This is a genomic window from Niallia sp., assembly GCF_031978665.1.
Taxonomy (GTDB): domain Bacteria; phylum Bacillota; class Bacilli; order Bacillales; family Cytobacillaceae; genus Niallia.
The window spans coordinates 1-16,186 of record NZ_DALZDK010000048.1 but is presented as its reverse complement, the minus strand read 5'-3'; the positions used below and the strand labels follow the sequence as shown (position 1 = coordinate 16,186).

13 protein-coding genes are annotated in these 16,186 nt (G+C 33.9%); 8 read left to right on the top strand and 5 right to left on the bottom strand.

Annotated features, from left to right (window positions below):
• Window positions 1–9: 9 nt before the first annotated feature.
• From mnmE to rpmH, 5 genes are all read right to left on the bottom strand, one after another.
• Window positions 10–1,395, bottom strand: coding sequence for a tRNA uridine-5-carboxymethylaminomethyl(34) synthesis GTPase MnmE (mnmE, locus tag RTL21_RS20940; RefSeq protein ID WP_312098778.1), 1,386 nt, complete (start codon window positions 1,393–1,395; stop codon window positions 10–12).
• A 460-nt stretch (window positions 1,396–1,855) separates the two neighbouring features.
• Window positions 1,856–2,485: an RNA-binding cell elongation regulator Jag/EloR gene (gene jag, locus RTL21_RS20935; RefSeq protein WP_312098776.1), complete on the bottom strand. Its 630-nt coding sequence runs from the start codon at window positions 2,483–2,485 to the stop codon at window positions 1,856–1,858.
• A complete protein-coding gene (gene spoIIIJ / locus RTL21_RS20930) occupies window positions 2,482–3,216 on the bottom strand; it encodes a YidC family membrane integrase SpoIIIJ (protein WP_396954482.1) in 735 nt (244 codons plus the stop codon). Before spoIIIJ ends, jag begins: the two co-directional genes overlap by 4 nt.
• A 140-nt stretch (window positions 3,217–3,356) precedes the next feature.
• Window positions 3,357–3,704 (bottom strand): ribonuclease P protein component, encoded by a 348-nt coding sequence (rnpA, locus tag RTL21_RS20925; protein ID WP_312098773.1) that lies wholly within the window; start codon window positions 3,702–3,704, stop codon window positions 3,357–3,359.
• Between the two features lie 219 nt (window positions 3,705–3,923).
• The gene (gene rpmH / locus RTL21_RS20920; RefSeq protein WP_101176662.1) at window positions 3,924–4,058 is read right to left on the bottom strand and encodes a 50S ribosomal protein L34; all 135 of its coding nucleotides are present in this window, start codon (window positions 4,056–4,058) and stop codon (window positions 3,924–3,926) included.
• A gap of 1,109 nt (window positions 4,059–5,167) precedes the next feature.
• Here rpmH and dnaA point away from each other — a divergent pair.
• The 8 genes from dnaA to RTL21_RS20880 all read left to right on the top strand — a co-directional run bounded on the left by dnaA (window position 5,168) and on the right by RTL21_RS20880 (window position 15,843).
• The gene (gene dnaA, locus RTL21_RS20915) at window positions 5,168–6,508 is read left to right on the top strand and encodes a chromosomal replication initiator protein DnaA (protein ID WP_312098769.1); all 1,341 of its coding nucleotides are present in this window, start codon (window positions 5,168–5,170) and stop codon (window positions 6,506–6,508) included.
• A 199-nt stretch (window positions 6,509–6,707) separates the two neighbouring features.
• Complete coding sequence (gene dnaN, locus RTL21_RS20910) at window positions 6,708–7,841, top strand: DNA polymerase III subunit beta (protein WP_312098767.1); 1,134 nt, start codon at window positions 6,708–6,710, stop codon at window positions 7,839–7,841.
• A gap of 218 nt (window positions 7,842–8,059) precedes the next feature.
• A complete protein-coding gene (gene yaaA / locus RTL21_RS20905; RefSeq protein WP_312098765.1) occupies window positions 8,060–8,272 on the top strand; it encodes a S4 domain-containing protein YaaA in 213 nt (70 codons plus the stop codon).
• A gap of 15 nt (window positions 8,273–8,287) precedes the next feature.
• On the top strand, window positions 8,288–9,406 hold the full coding sequence (gene recF, locus RTL21_RS20900; RefSeq protein WP_312098764.1) for a DNA replication/repair protein RecF: 1,119 nt from the start codon (window positions 8,288–8,290) through the stop codon (window positions 9,404–9,406).
• A 15-nt stretch (window positions 9,407–9,421) separates the two neighbouring features.
• Window positions 9,422–9,667: an extracellular matrix regulator RemB gene (gene remB / locus RTL21_RS20895; protein ID WP_312098762.1), complete on the top strand. Its 246-nt coding sequence runs from the start codon at window positions 9,422–9,424 to the stop codon at window positions 9,665–9,667.
• Between the two features lie 58 nt (window positions 9,668–9,725).
• Window positions 9,726–11,657, top strand: a complete 1,932-nt coding sequence (gyrB, locus tag RTL21_RS20890; RefSeq protein ID WP_312098760.1) for a DNA topoisomerase (ATP-hydrolyzing) subunit B — start codon at window positions 9,726–9,728, stop codon at window positions 11,655–11,657.
• Window positions 11,658–11,986: 329 nt separating this feature from the next.
• On the top strand, window positions 11,987–14,497 hold the full coding sequence (gene gyrA / locus RTL21_RS20885; RefSeq protein WP_312098758.1) for a DNA gyrase subunit A: 2,511 nt from the start codon (window positions 11,987–11,989) through the stop codon (window positions 14,495–14,497).
• A gap of 269 nt (window positions 14,498–14,766) precedes the next feature.
• Complete coding sequence (locus tag RTL21_RS20880) at window positions 14,767–15,843, top strand: HD-GYP domain-containing protein (RefSeq protein ID WP_312098756.1); 1,077 nt, start codon at window positions 14,767–14,769, stop codon at window positions 15,841–15,843.
• Window positions 15,844–16,186 lie beyond the last annotated feature (343 nt).

Genomic DNA, 16,186 nt, shown 5'->3' with positions numbered 1-16,186 from the left:
TAAAACCAATTATTTTCCTAAACAGAATTGAGAGAATAGCTGATTGATTAAGCTTTCATGTACACTCTCACCAATAATTTCACCAAGTATTTCCCACGTTCTTGTTAAATCAATTTGTACGATATCTATTGGTGTACCACTTTCTGCTCCTTCAATCGCCTCACTTATTGCACGCAGTGCTTGGTTCAATAAGGAAATATGCCTTGAATTAGAAACATACGTCATATCACTTGCTTCAATAGAGCCTTCAAAAAATAGACTAGCTATCGCTTCTTCTAACAAATCTACACCGTTTTCTTCTAATATAGATGTCGTAATTACTTTTCGATTCCCCGCAAGTTCTTTTACATTCTCTAAATCAATTTTTTGCGGTAAGTCTGTTTTATTAACAATAACAATAAAATCCATACCTTCTGTCGCTTTAAAAATATTCTTATCTTCTTCTGTTAATTCATCCGCATAATTTAGGACAAGTAAAATTAAATCTGCTTCTCGGAGTACTTTTCGTGATTTTTCTACCCCTATTCGCTCCACAATATCTTCTGTTTCACGTATACCTGCTGTATCTAGCAAACGAAGAGGAACTCCGCGCACATTCACATATTCTTCAATTACATCTCTAGTTGTACCAGGAATATCTGTTACGATGGCTTTATTTTCTTGCACCAAACTGTTTAATAAAGATGATTTCCCCACATTCGGTCTACCAACAATCACCGTTGCTAGTCCTTCCCGGAGAATCTTTCCCTGTTGAGATGTCTGTAGAAGCTTTTCAATTTCAGCCTTTATATACCTTGATTTTTCAAGCATTACTTGTTGTGTCATCTCTTCCACATCATCATATTCTGGATAATCAATATTAACCTCTACCTGTGCTAATGTTTCTAAGATTTCTTGGCGCAAATGCCTGATTAATTTAGATAATCTTCCTTCCATTTGTCCAAGGGCCACATTCATCGCACGATCCGTTTTTGCTCTAATTAAATCCATTACTGCTTCTGCTTGAGAAAGATCAATTCGCCCATTTAAAAAAGCTCTTTTTGTAAATTCGCCAGGTTCCGCAATTCTAGCACCATAAGAAGTAGTCAATTGCAATAGTCGGTTTACAGAAGCTAGCCCACCATGACAGTTAATTTCGATAACATCCTCTTTGGTAAAAGTTTTTGGTCCTCTCATCAACGATACCATTACTTCTTCCACAACCTCATCTGTTGTTGGATCAATAATATGTCCATAATGTATCGTATGACTTGCTACCTCACTTAACTTCTTATTACCTATGCTCTTAAAAAGCTTGTCTGCAATTTTTATTGAATCTGGACCACTCATTCGAACAATTGCGATCGCTCCCTCACCCATTGGAGTCGATATCGCAGCAATTGTATCCAATTCCATCTTTATCACCTCAATTCAAAAAATATATCTATATAAAATGATTGTATTCACCTTTGACATGATTACATTAGATTAGATTAACATATCCACAAATGTAAAAAAAGAAAAAAATCCGCACACTTATCCACATTCACTTTTATCGTTATATACCATTCTATCTTATCCACATGTGAATAACAATAAAACGAAAAATAAAATTCCAATAGCTAAACACTTCTTTACACTTTAAGGAAGATACGAAAGTACATATTTTTTTATGATATTTACTTCTTCATTTCCTGTTTGGATTAAAATATTATTCAAAAATAATATCTCGAAAAAAATATAGGGATTTGTAATGGGGAACTATCAAAAAATCGGTAGCCAAGCAAATAGAAAGGACCAACTTAGAAGATAATATGAAGTTAAAAAGCCAAAAAAAAGAGATCGTCTCCCTATCTTAAAAGACGATCTCTTTTTTCTATCGATTTTTTAACTTTACTGGCGCCACAATAATATGTCGTTTTGCATCCTCACCTGAGGAATATGTTTTTATACCTTTGAAAGAAACCAAGGCAGTATGAATCGTTTTTCTTTCATCTGCTGGCATCGGTTCAAGAGGGATTTCTTTTCCTATCTTAACCGCTTTATAGGCTATTCTTTCTGCTAGCTGAATTAAAGCTTGTTTTCTACGCTCTCGGTAACCCTCCGCATCTAACATCACTTTAAAATACTCTTTTGATTCTCTATTAATTACTAATTGCGCTAAATATTGTATAGAATTAAGTGTTTGCCCTCTTTTGCCAATTAACAAAGCAATTTTTTCACCTGATAATTCAAATAAAATATTTTTGCCATTTTGTTTAACTTGGATATCAATTGTAACACCCATTTTTTCACTAACATCTTTTAAAAAGCCCTTAACGGTTTCAACAGGATCTACTTTTTTCTTCACTGTTACTTTCGCAGATCTAGCACCAAAACCGAAAAATCCTTTTTTTCCTTCATCAACAACAATGATTTCAACCTGATTCTTTGTTGTCTTAAGCTGAGCTAAAGCTGACTCCACTGCTGCGTCGACTGTTTGTCCTACGGCAGTAACTTCTTTCACTTCTTCGCTCCTCCTGCTTTGCTAGTTTGTCCAACACCTTTAATTTCAGGACCCTTAATAAAATACGTTTGTACAATTGTAAAGATATTACCTACTACCCAGTAAAGGGATAATGCAGCAGGGAAATTAATCGCAAATACTAAAATCATAACTGGCATAATCCAAACCATCATTTGCATTTGTGGATTTGGAGGCGCTCCAGCCATTGATAATTTTGTTTGAATAAAGGTTGTTACACCAGCTAAGATTGGTAATAAATAGATTGGATCAGGCTGTCCTAAACTGAACCATAAGAAATCATGGGAAGCAATTTCTCTCGTACGAGAAATAGCGTGATAAAAACCAATCAGTATCGGCATTTGTACAATAAGAGGAAAGCATCCAGCCAATGGATTTACTTTATTCTCTTGAAACAACTTCATTGTTTCCTCTTGAAGCTTTTGTTGTGTCTTTTGATCTTTAGAGCTATATTTTTGCTGTAGCTCTTTCATTTGGGGCTGAATAGCCTGCATTGCTTTACTATTTTTCGTTTGTTTAATCATAAGCGGCAAAATAACTAGTCGAACTAAAATAGTTACGATAATAATAGAAATACCATAACTACCTCCAGCAAACGCTGCTGTCTTTATAATCAGTTGAGATAGTGGATATACAATGAACTCATTCCAGATTCCTTCACTTTCAGAAGTTATTGGTTGATTGAACTCACTACATCCTGTTAAAATGGTCATTAAAAAAAGCAGACCAACTACCAATAAAAATTTCTTATTCAAGCTGCAAATCCTCCTGTTTAACATGATTTTCGAATATTACTTAATAAGTATTGTAACCGATAAACGAATAGTAGGAAACGCTTAACTAATAATTTCCCCTAATTCTTTTTAGAAAGAACCTTTGCTATTTTTAAAACATGGGTAAGACTCTTTTTTACTTCTTCAAAAGACATATCAGCAACAGGCTTTCTTACAATTATGACATAATCATACTTATTTTCCAACTGATCTTCAAATTCGAGGAATGCTTGTCTTACATAGCGTTTTATTTGGTTTCTTTTCACTGCATTTCCAATTTTTTTGCTGACAGACAGGCCAATTCGAAAATGCCCTTGTTCCACTTTTTCTAATTTATAAATAACAAACTGTCGATTGGCGAAGGACTCTCCTTTTTTAAAAACCGACTGAAATTCTTTATTTTTTTTGATTCTAAATTCTTTTCTCAACGTTTATAACTCCTTCAATTCCTTCAAGTTAACTTAATTCTCTCTTTAAAAGAGGCTGTTTATGTAAAGTTGCCAAAAAAACAGCCTTGAAAGAAAATTAGACAGGCATATTAACGTAAGTAAACCAGTATATTTAAAAAAAGGAAGGGTCTGTCCTTCTATTAAGATCATTCCCTTCACCTTTTTTAATTGAAAAAAGACCACTGACGTTTCAGTGGCCTAAGCTGATAATACTTTTCTTCCTTTACGTCGACGGCGTGCTAAGACATTACGTCCATTTGCGCTGCTCATACGGCTACGGAATCCGTGAACTTTACTTCTTTTACGTTTATTTGGTTGATAAGTTCTTTTCATTGTATATGACACCTCCCTGAGGAATAGCTGTTATAGACAGTCCTTACAATTATATAAACATAGATAATTAATTGTCAACTATTCATTTTTTATTTATCTTATTTATAGATCACATTACTATAGTGATCTTCCCTCTCTATCTCTAAGGTCATTAGAATAGTATACCACATAATTTTATATTCTACTTCATATCCTTCCCAACTATTCTTTTTCCTAACGAATAATTTTTACCAATTTGGGTATTCTACGAAAAATTCTTCTCTAAATTTCAGTATCAATCCATTCTATTTTTCCGCTTTGCTTTTTCAATAGCGCAAATAAATTTCACATCGTTTTTACTATCTTTTCGACGATTGTGGATAAATTTCGACGTGAATATTTTTTCCACAATTGTTATTTACAACTTTTCAACAAACTAATACCTTGTGGACATTTATTACTAACAACCTAACTAGCTTGTGGATAAGATATTAAAAAGCATTGCAGTTCTTATGAATTTTTGATATTATAGTTTTGTTTTCACATCTGAATAAAATCTGTGCATAACTCTTTTATCCACAATCTGTGGATAAGTTGTGGACATCTTATTCTAATTGTCTGAACAGAGTTTTCCACAATCAGTGGATACTGTCGAAATACCACTAATCTTCCTTATAATATATTTTTCCACATAAGAAAAGGATAAGCTCCTTGTGATTCTTGCATAATTGCTATGACAAGGCTGCAATATTTTGTTTAAAATCTATATTTTGAAAATCCTATCTATGGAATTTGACGATTTGGATAAAGAAACATAGTAAATTAATATGTTCTTTTGTAAAAATTATTTAAGTTGATTAGCCATTGTTGCGAGAGAAAATCCAATAAGCGATTATTGCATCGATTGGTCTATTCTTTTTTAGTAGAAGTATGTATTAAAGAGGTTTTATCTTAAGGCTTTAAGGCTCTTTTTTTGTTTTTGTTCATTTTTTTGCAAATGGACAAGAGATTATCCAAAAAAATTTCACATTGGTATATGTCTTTTTCTGCATGTTTTAAGATAGATCGTTAACTAGTATGAATAATAACGCTAAGAACGTTTAACTTTAGGTAAAGGAGGCGAGGATAACTTGAAAAATATAACGGATCTTTGGAATACTGCATTGAGCACGATCGAAACAAAGATTAGCAAACCTAGTTTTGATACATGGCTTAAGCCTACAAAGGCTCATTCCTTGCAGGGAGATCTTCTAGTTGTTACAGCACCTAATGAATTTGCGCGAGATTGGTTAGAAGAGAGATACTCTCAACTTATTGCTGAAATACTTTATGAAATTACTGGAGAAGAGCTCCTAGTAAAATTTATTATTCCTCAAAATCAAAAAGAAGAGGAATTTGATCAGCAAATTTCTACAAAACATAAGAAAAAAGAAGAGGAAGTTACAGAGCAAACCATTTTGAATTCTAAGTATACTTTTGATACTTTTGTAATTGGATCTGGCAATCGCTTTGCCCATGCAGCTTCCCTTGCTGTTGCAGAAGCACCTGCAAAAGCATATAATCCTCTATTTATTTATGGAGGAGTTGGACTTGGAAAAACACACTTAATGCATGCAATCGGTCATTATGTTCTAGATCATAATCCATCTGCTAAAGTGGTTTATTTATCTTCCGAAAAATTTACAAATGAATTTATCAATAGTATCCGCGACAATAAAGGTGCGGAATTCCGTGATAAATATCGAAATGTAGATGTTCTTTTAATAGATGATATTCAATTTCTTGCGGGAAAAGAATCAACGCAAGAAGAATTTTTCCATACATTTAACACTCTACATGAGGAAAGCAAACAAATTATTATCTCAAGTGACCGTCCTCCAAAAGAAATTCCAACATTAGAGGATCGCTTACGCTCTCGTTTTGAATGGGGACTTATTACAGACATTACACCACCAGACTTAGAAACACGTATCGCTATTTTAAGGAAAAAAGCTAAAGCTGATGGGCTAGACATTCCAAATGAAGTCATGCTTTATATTGCTAATCAGATTGATACAAATATTCGTGAGCTAGAAGGTGCCCTTATTCGCGTTGTTGCTTATTCTTCTTTAATTAATAAAGATATTAATGCTGATTTAGCAGCTGAAGCATTAAAGGATATTGTACCGAGCTCTAAACCAAGAGTTATAACAATCCATGATATCCAAAAGGTTGTTGGTGAGATTTTTAGTATCAGGTTAGAGGATTTTAAAGCAAAAAAACGGACCAAATCAATTGCGTTCCCAAGGCAAATCGCTATGTATTTATCGAGAGAATTAACCGATTTTTCCTTACCAAAAATCGGAGAAGAATTCGGTGGTCGAGATCATACTACTGTTATCCATGCCCATGAAAAAATATCAAAAATGCTTGTAACTGATTCGATTCTTCAAAAACAATTAAAAGAAATAAACGAACTCTTAAAAATTTAGATAGAATAATGTGTATAACTTGTCTTACTTTAAACACAGTCTATCCACATGTTGATAGACTGTGTTTCCTTGCCTAAACCTAGTTATCCACATACTAACAGGACCTACTACTGTTACTACTATTTTTTTAAAAAAATATATTATTAAAATACGCATTTAGAACTGCTATTTAAAAATTATTCAATCGGAGGATTAATTAATGAAATTCGTCATCCAAAAAGAACATCTTGTTCAAAGTGTTCAAGATGTTATGAAAGCAATTACTAGTAGAACAACTATTCCTATCCTCACTGGTATTAAAATTGTTGCAAGTGAAGAAGGAGTAACATTAACTGGAAGTGATTCAGATATTTCTATCGAATCTTTTATTCCTAAAGAAGAGAATGAGCAAGAAATAGTGGAGATCCAACAAACTGGTTCCATTGTTTTACAAGCGAAGTTTTTTAGTGAAATTGTAAAAAAGCTTCCTACCAACCAAGTCGAAATAGTTGTTGATAATTTACAAACAACCATTCGTTCTGGAAAATCAGAATTTAATTTAAATGGACTTGATTCTGAAGAATATCCGCATTTACCACAAATTTCGGAACAAAATTCCATTAAAGTTCCTACAGATTTGTTAAAAAATATTATTAAACAAACAGTTTTTGCGGTGTCCACCTCAGAAACACGCCCGGTGTTGACAGGTGTAAACTGGAAGATAGAAAACAACGAGTTGATCTGTATTGCAACAGACAGTCACCGTCTTGCCTTAAGAAAGGCGAAAATCGAAACAGAAGCAGAGCAATCATTTAACATTGTTATTCCAGGGAAAAGTTTAAATGAACTAAATCGTATTTTGGACGATCATGATGAACCAGTTGAAATTGTTGTTACAGAAAATCAAATTTTATTTAAAACAAAGCATATTCTATTTTTCTCTCGTTTGTTAGAAGGGAATTATCCTGATACGAATCGTTTAATTCCAACTGAAAGCAAAACGGATATTATTGTGAATTCAAAGGAATTTCTTCAATCGATTGACCGTGCCTCTTTACTGGCTCGTGAAGGTCGGAATAATGTCGTTAAATTCTCGACAATGGGTGAAAATGTAATTGAAATTTCTTCTTTCACTCCTGAGATAGGAAAAGTTATTGAAGAATTAGTAAGTGAATCTGTTAGTGGAGAAGAATTAAAGATATCCTTCAGCGCGAAATTTATGATGGATGCTTTAAAGGTTCTTGAAGGATCTGAAGTTAAAATTAGTTTTACTGGAGCAATGAGACCATTTGTGATTCATCCGACAAATGACGATTCCACTTTACAACTTATATTACCGGTTAGAACCTATTAAAAGTATTGGGTGTTCTGTTTAGTGAACACCCATTTTTCTTTATGTTCACCATATGCATGAATATGCAATTGGTCTAATAAATGTTGTGAAATCATGTTTTTATCTCACACATTTAGAATATTACTTACTTATTTATAGAAATATTACACTTTTCTTTGTGTATCAATTAATTATTTAGTAGAATAGAAAGATACGATTAAAGTTGAGAGAGTGAAAAAATGAAGAATCAAATTAAGATTGATACGGATTATATTACGTTAGGTCAATTTCTAAAAGTAGCAGAGTTAATACAATCAGGTGGAATGGCTAAATGGTTCCTAGGAGAATATGAGGTATTTGTTAATGGGGAACAGGATCAGCGCAGAGGAAGAAAATTAAGAAGTGGTGATGAAATAAATATTCCTTCATTTGGCAAGTACACTGTTTTGTAAAAAGGGTGAAACCAAATGTATATTGATGAGTTACTTTTAAGAAATTACCGGAATTATGAGGAACTGGATATTTCTTTTGAGAATAAAGTGAATGTGATTTTAGGAGAAAATGCACAAGGGAAAACGAATGTGATGGAATCTATCTATGTACTAGCCATGGCAAAATCACATCGGACCTCAAATGATAAAGAACTTATTCGTTGGGACAAAGAGTATGCTAAAATAGAAGGTAGATTAGTGAAAGCACATGGGAAAGTCCCCATGCAGTTAGTTGTGGCCAAAAAAGGAAAAAAGGCAAAATTTAATCATATAGAGCAGCGTAAATTGAGTCAATATATTGGCAATATGAACGTAGTCATGTTCGCACCAGAAGATTTAAACTTAGTAAAAGGCAGCCCGCAAATTAGAAGAAGATTTATTGATATGGAAATTGGACAAATATCCCCCATATATTTGCATGATATGGGCCAATATCAAAAAATTCTACACCAGCGAAATACCTACTTAAAACAACTACAAACAAATAAACAAACCGATCATACCATGCTTGAGATTTTAACAGAGCAATTTATAGATATGGCAGTGAAAGTGGTAGCGAAGCGTTTTGAATTTCTGCATTTACTGGAAAAGTGGGCAGTTCCTATTCATAAAGGGATATCACGCGGCCTAGAAACACTAGAAATTCGCTATAAACCTTCTGTTGATGTATCAGAAGATCAGGAATTGTCGAAAATGAAGAGTGTATACGAAGAAAAATTTCAGAATCTAAAAAAACGAGAAATTGATCGAGGAATGTCCTTATTTGGGCCTCATCGTGATGATATGCTGTTTTATGTGAATAATAGAGATGTTCAAACCTTTGGTTCACAAGGACAGCAAAGAACGACTGCGTTGTCCATTAAAATGGCGGAGATTGAACTGATTTATTCAGAAATACGTGAATATCCTATTCTTCTTTTAGATGATGTACTTTCTGAATTGGATGATTATCGTCAATCTCATTTGTTAAATACCATTCAAGGAAAAGTGCAAACTTTTGTTACGACAACTAGCGTTGATGGTATAGACCATCATACGTTAAAAGAAGCAGCGACTTTTCAGGTTGAATCAGGAACGATTAAAGAGATTCAATAGCTTTGAGGTGAAAAAGTGTACGTTCATATTGGGGAAAATATTCTTGTACGAACTTCAGAAATTATAACTATATTAGATAAACAAACAGTAGAGTCCTCTCCTATTTCAAAAGAATTTTTAGAACGGCAAAAAGCAATGACTAATGGGAAAAGTTCATCTTATAAATCTATTGTGATTACGAAGGATACTATCTATTTTTCACCGATTGCTTCTAATACGTTAAAAAAACGAACGGTCCAGTTAACTGTTCAAGAGTACTAATGGATGCGAAATACAATGTAAAAATTTTTCGATGTTAATGGAAAGTTAGGTGATCGATATGTCAACGGAACAAAATCCAGTTGAACAACAATCTTATGATGAAAGTCAAATACAGGTTTTAGAAGGCCTAGAAGCTGTAAGAAAAAGACCAGGGATGTATATCGGGTCAACAAGTAGCCGAGGGCTGCACCATTTAGTGTGGGAAATTGTCGATAACAGTATCGATGAGGCATTAGCTGGCTTCTGTGATGAGATTAATATCATCATTGAAAAGGATAATAGTATTACTGTTAAAGATAATGGTCGCGGAATTCCTGTTGGTATTCAGGAGAAAATGGGAAGACCTGCTGTAGAAGTAATCATGACCGTTCTTCATGCCGGAGGAAAATTTGGCGGTGGTGGCTATAAAGTTTCTGGAGGACTTCATGGTGTTGGTGCTTCTGTAGTAAATGCTCTTTCAACTGAATTAGAGGTTTTTGTTCATCGTGATGGAAATGTCTATTACCAAAAATATCAAAAAGGTGTGCCGGTTGCTGATTTAGAAATAATCGGTGAAACAGACTATACTGGTACGACTACTCGTTTTAAACCAGATGGTGAGATCTTTAAGGAAACATTAGAGTATGATTTTGAAATTTTAGCCAACCGTATCAGAGAGCTTGCTTTCTTAAATCGCGATATTCGGATTACCATTGAAGATACGCGAGAAGGGATGGAGAAAAAGAAAGAATACCATTATGAGGGTGGTATAAAATCGTATGTGGAGCATTTAAACCGAAATAAAGAAGTCCTTTTTGAAGAACCGATTTATATTGAAGGACAAAAAGACGGCATAAATGTTGAGATTTCATTCCAATATAATGATGGATATACAGGAAATATTTTTTCATTCGCTAATAATATTAATACCCATGAAGGTGGAACACATGAGTCAGGATTTAAAACAGCTCTTACTCGTGTAATTAATGATTATGCAAGAAAAAATAGTTTACTAAAAGAGTCAGATACAAATCTTTCTGGTGAGGATGTAAGGGAAGGAATTGTCGCAATTGTTTCTGTTAAACATCCAGATCCACAATTTGAAGGGCAAACGAAAACAAAATTAGGGAATTCAGAAGTTCGTGCAATTACAGATACTGTTTTTTCAGAACATCTGGAGAAGTTCCTTTTAGAAAATCCTACTGTAGCTCGCAAAATTGTTGATAAAGGTCAAATGGCTTTACGAGCAAGAATTGCAGCGAAAAAGGCAAGGGAATTAACTCGTAGAAAAAGTGCACTTGAGGTTTCAAGCTTACCTGGTAAATTGGCAGATTGTTCCTCAAGAGATCCGAAAATAAGCGAACTATTCATTGTAGAGGGTGACTCTGCTGGTGGTTCAGCCAAATCAGGTCGAGATCGTCATTTCCAAGCAATTCTTCCGTTGAGAGGGAAAATTCTTAACGTAGAAAAAGCGAGATTGGATCGAATTTTGTCCAATAATGAAGTTCGTTCCATGATTACTGCAATCGGAACAGGAATCGGAGACGATTATGATATATCAAAAGCAAGATATCATAAAATTGTCATTATGACAGATGCCGATGTTGATGGAGCGCATATTCGAACACTGCTGTTAACCTTCTTCTATCGTTATATGAGAAAAATTGTGGAAGCTGGTTATATCTATATTGCACAGCCGCCATTATATAGTATTAAACAAGGAAAAAAGCTTGAATATGCCTATAGTGATGCACAATTACAACAAGTTCTAAGTACTTTGCCAGCTAATCCTAAGCCGAATATTCAACGTTATAAAGGATTAGGAGAAATGAATGCAGAACAATTATGGGATACAACAATGGATCCTGAAAAAAGAGTGCTTTTACAGGTAAGCTTAGATGATGTGATTGAAGCAGATGAAACATTTGAAATGCTGATGGGAGATAAAGTAGAGCCACGTAGAAACTTTATCGAAGAGAATGCAACTTATGTAAAAAATCTAGATGTTTAAAAGATAGGGAAAGAAATTTGGTGCTGATTAAATTGGCACCTTGTGTATTTCTTTAGAAGTTAGTTATTCCTATTAATTATAAGGAATTCGATTAGATTTTACTTTTTCACCAGTTAAGAAAGTATAAGGTTTTTGAAGTCAATTTGGTGTCTAGTGCCTACCGCCTAAGAAACTTTAGGACATCTCTTTTGCGTGAGTCAACCCGAAAAAGCTAATGGTGACTTCATCGAAAGAATACGTCCTTCCAATTTGTACAGCGGTGAGCAAGGCGTTTGCGCTTTAAAAATCGAAAAAGAATATCTAATTGTTTCTTAAGGAGGTTCCTTTCCATGGCTGATATGCCAAATTCTCAAATTAAAGATAGAAATATAAGTAAAGAAATGCGTGATTCCTTTTTAGATTATGCAATGAGTGTTATTGTTTCTCGTGCGCTTCCAGATGTGCGAGATGGCCTAAAGCCAGTACACCGACGTATTTTATATGCCATGCATGATCTTGGGATGCATTCAGATAAACCGTTTAAGAAATCAGCGCGTATAGTAGGAGAAGTTATCGGGAAGTATCATCCACATGGTGATAGTGCAGTTTATGAGACAATGGTACGTATGGCCCAGGATTTTAACTATCGTTATATGCTTGTTGATGGACATGGTAACTTTGGATCTGTAGATGGTGATTCAGCTGCGGCGATGCGTTATACAGAAGCAAGAATGTCCAAAATAGCAATGGAGCTATTACGGGATATTAATAAAGATACCATTGATTATAAGCCAAACTTTGATGGAGAAGAGAAAGAACCAGTAGTATTACCTTCTCGTTTCCCAAATCTACTTGTAAATGGTACAAGCGGAATAGCAGTTGGGATGGCTACTAATATTCCTCCACATCAATTAGGAGAGATAATTGATGGTGTTCTTGCAGTTAGTAAAAACTCAGATATTACCATTCCAGAATTAATGGAGATTATACCAGGACCAGATTTTCCAACGTATGGAATGATTGTTGGTAGAAGTGGAATTAGAAAAGCATATGAAACTGGTAGAGGCTCTATTATATTACGAGCAAGAGTAGAAATTGAAGTGAAGCCTAGTGGTAAGGAAGTTATTATTGTTAAAGAAATTCCTTATCAAGTCAATAAAGCAAGACTAGTAGAGCGCATTGCAGAACTAGTTCGTGATAAGAAAATTGATGGCATCACTGATTTGCGAGATGAGTCTGACCGTACTGGAATGCGTATTGTTATTGAGGTACGAAAAGATGCAAATGCTAATGTTTTATTAAATAACTTATATAAGCATACCGCTATGCAGACGAGCTTTGGTATCAATCTACTTGCACTAGTAGATGGGCAACCAAAGGTACTTAACTTAAAACAATGTTTAGCGTATTATCTAGATCATCAAAAAGTAATTATCCGTAGAAGAACTGAGTTTGAATTAAGAAAAGCAGAAGCAAGGGCACACATATTAGAAGGTTTGCGTATTGCGTTAGATCACTTAGATGAAGTAATTAGCTTAATTCGCAGCTCTCGTACAACCGATATTGCGCGTGAAGGATTAATGACGAATTTTAATCTTTCTGAGAAACAAGCTCAAGCTATTCTAGATATGCGTCTACAAAGATTAACCGGTTTAGAAAGAGAAAAAATTGAGGATGAATATCAAGAATTGGTTAAGTTAATTGCTGAATTAAAAGCAATTCTAGCAGATGAAGAAAAAATCTTGGATATTATTCGCGAAGAGCTTTTAGAAGTGAAAGAACGATTTAACGATATTCGCCGTACAGAAATTGTTGCCGGCGGAATTGAAACAATCGAAGATGAGGATTTAATTCCAGAAGAGAATATAATCATTACGTTAACTCATAATGGTTATATTAAGAGACTACCAGCTTCTACTTACCGAGCACAAAGACGTGGTGGACGCGGAATTCAGGGGATGGGAACAAATGAGGATGATTTCGTTGAACAGCTAAGCTCAACATCCACCCATGATACCATTCTATTCTTTACGAATAAAGGGAAAGTATACCGATTGAAAGGATATGAGATACCAGAATTCAGTCGTACAGCAAAAGGTATTCCAATCATTAACCTATTAGGCGTTGAAAAGGATGAGTGGGTTAATGCAATTATCCCAGTTTCTGAATTTGTAGATGATTGGTACTTGTTCTTTACTACTAAAGAAGGAATCTCTAAACGTTCTCCGTTATCATCGTTTGCCAATATAAGAAACAATGGTCTAATCGCTGTTAATTTAAGAGAGGACGATGAGTTAATCTCTGTACGCCTAACAGATGGATCAAAGGAAATAATTATTGGAACGAAAAACGGCTTACTGATTCGTTTCCCAGAAACAGATGTACGCTCTATGGGTAGAACGGCAACTGGAGTAAAAGGGATTACTCTTTCAGCTGATGATGAAGTAGTAGGCATGGAAGTCCTAGAGGAAAATTCAGAAATTCTAGTAGTTACCAAATACGGTTACGGAAAAAGAACGCCGATAGATGAATATAGAGTTCAAGGTAGAGGCGGAAAAGGTATTAAAACGTGTAATATCACAGATAAGAATGGAACCCTTGTATCTATGAAGGTTGTTACAGATGAAGAAGATTTAATGATTATTACAACAGGTGGGGTTTTAATCAGAATGGCTGTAAGTGATATTTCAACTATGGGTAGAAGCACTCAGGGTGTTCGATTAATTAAATTAAACGAAAATGAAAATGAATTTGTGGCAACTGTTGCTATTGTAGAAAAAGAGGATGAAGAAGAGGTAGTCGAGGAGCTTTCTGAAGAAACACAAGAGTCTTTAGAGAATGATTCGGATTCAGACGAATAATATTTTAGAGATGTCTTAAGGGAAACCTATAAGACATCTCTTTTTTATTTTTTAAATAAAGCTTGTTCTAAAAGATTATTGTTTTTCAAACCACGCCTTAGAAAAAATGATGTCTTGCTTTTAACAGAGTTCATTAACCAGAAGACAAAAATCATAAAAAACAAAAGTGAAATTTAGTTTTAGGTGAATAGTCTTAATTTAGTAGGTTACATTTCAAAAAAAATACATTAAAATAGTAAGAAAGTCCGTTTTTAAAAAGGTGGTTTCAAATGATTATAAATGCGGAAGAGTTAAAACCTGGAAGTATTTTAGCAGAAGATATCTATATTCGAACAAATAGACCGATTATAACCGCAAAAACAGTATTAGCGGAGGAACATATTAAGATATTGAAGGCTTTTTTAGTAAAGAAAATTGCCATCGAAAATACGCAAATAGATGGTACAAAAATCACTCAAGCTAGTTCAACTATTCTTAAACAAACGAAAAAAGAAAAGAAAAGTAATTTTTTAGAGCTTTTTTTACAAACAGTTCAATTATATAAAAAAGAATTTATCTCATGGCAATCTGGCTTATCTGTAAATATAGCAAATATTAGAAACATCCTATTACCGTTATTAGAAGAGCTAGAAAGTGTTTCAAAAGAAATATTTTCTCTTTATCACTTATCCAACAAAAGCGAGTATCTATATCAGCATTCCATTGCAGTAGCCGCTATCAGTGCACTTATAGCCCAAAAAATGAACTATAGCTATAGAGATATGATTCAAGTAGCATTAGCTGGTTGCTTAAGCGATGCTGGAATGGCTAAGATCAATCAACGATTACTGCATAAAATTGATCCTCTAACAGAAGAAGAGTTTAATGAAGTGAAAAAACATACAAGATACAGCTTAGAAATCATTCCAGAGCATACATTATTAAAAAATGAGACTCGTCTTGCCATTTATCAACATCATGAGAGAATAGACGGAAGTGGATATCCAATGGGGAATGTAGATAATAGAATACATGCTTTTGCTAAGATTATTGCTGTAGCTGATACATTTCATGCAATGACATCAGAAAGATTGTATCGGAAGAAACAATCTCCTTTTCGTGTAATTGAACAAATGCACCAGGATCATTTCGGGAAATTTGATTTAACTGTTTTACAAGCATTAAGTAATGCTATTACCCAGTTTACAACAGGGAGTAAAATTAGATTATCAAATGGAGAAAAAGCAGAAATTTTGTTTATAAGTAATACTCCAACAAGACCGCTAGTTAGAACAGTAGAAAATGAATTGATTCTTGATCTAGAAAAAAATAGACATTTATTTATAGAAGAGATTTTAGAATATTGATAAGGTGAAGCTTTGGATATTAAGTATATGTAGTACTTCATTTCGAGGTAGGGGATTCTATCTGTTAATTTAGGAAGAAGGGATTCCCCTCAAAAAAAAGGAGAATAGAAAAAAGGATACTACAAATAAAAGTACTTAGTTTTTAAAAAAAAAATAAAAAAACTATTGCACACAGGCCTAAACGTTGCTATAATAATACAAGTCAGCAAGAGAACATTAAATGATTTTAAAAAACATGTTGACTAAATAATGGTTAATGTGGTATTATTTAAAAGTTGTCTCTTATGAGATTGCTCTTTGAAAACTGAACAAACAAACGTCAACAATAATCGTTTTATAACTA

Bases quoted from the DNA above. Each gene is read 5' to 3' on its own strand.
- spoIIIJ (WP_396954482.1), bottom strand. From the start codon at position 3,216: ATGACCATTTTAACAGGATGTAGTGAGTTCAATCAACCAATAACTTCT.
- mnmE (WP_312098778.1), bottom strand. From the start codon at position 1,395: ATGGAATTGGATACAATTGCTGCGATATCGACTCCAATGGGTGAGGGA.
- RTL21_RS20880 (WP_312098756.1), top strand. From the start codon at position 14,767: ATGATTATAAATGCGGAAGAGTTAAAACCTGGAAGTATTTTAGCAGAA.
- yaaA (WP_312098765.1), top strand. From the start codon at position 8,060: ATGAAGAATCAAATTAAGATTGATACGGATTATATTACGTTAGGTCAA.
- rpmH (WP_101176662.1), bottom strand. From the start codon at position 4,058: ATGAAAAGAACTTATCAACCAAATAAACGTAAAAGAAGTAAAGTTCAC.
- dnaN (WP_312098767.1), top strand. From the start codon at position 6,708: ATGAAATTCGTCATCCAAAAAGAACATCTTGTTCAAAGTGTTCAAGAT.
- gyrA (WP_312098758.1), top strand. From the start codon at position 11,987: ATGGCTGATATGCCAAATTCTCAAATTAAAGATAGAAATATAAGTAAA.
- recF (WP_312098764.1), top strand. From the start codon at position 8,288: ATGTATATTGATGAGTTACTTTTAAGAAATTACCGGAATTATGAGGAA.
- gyrB (WP_312098760.1), top strand. From the start codon at position 9,726: ATGTCAACGGAACAAAATCCAGTTGAACAACAATCTTATGATGAAAGT.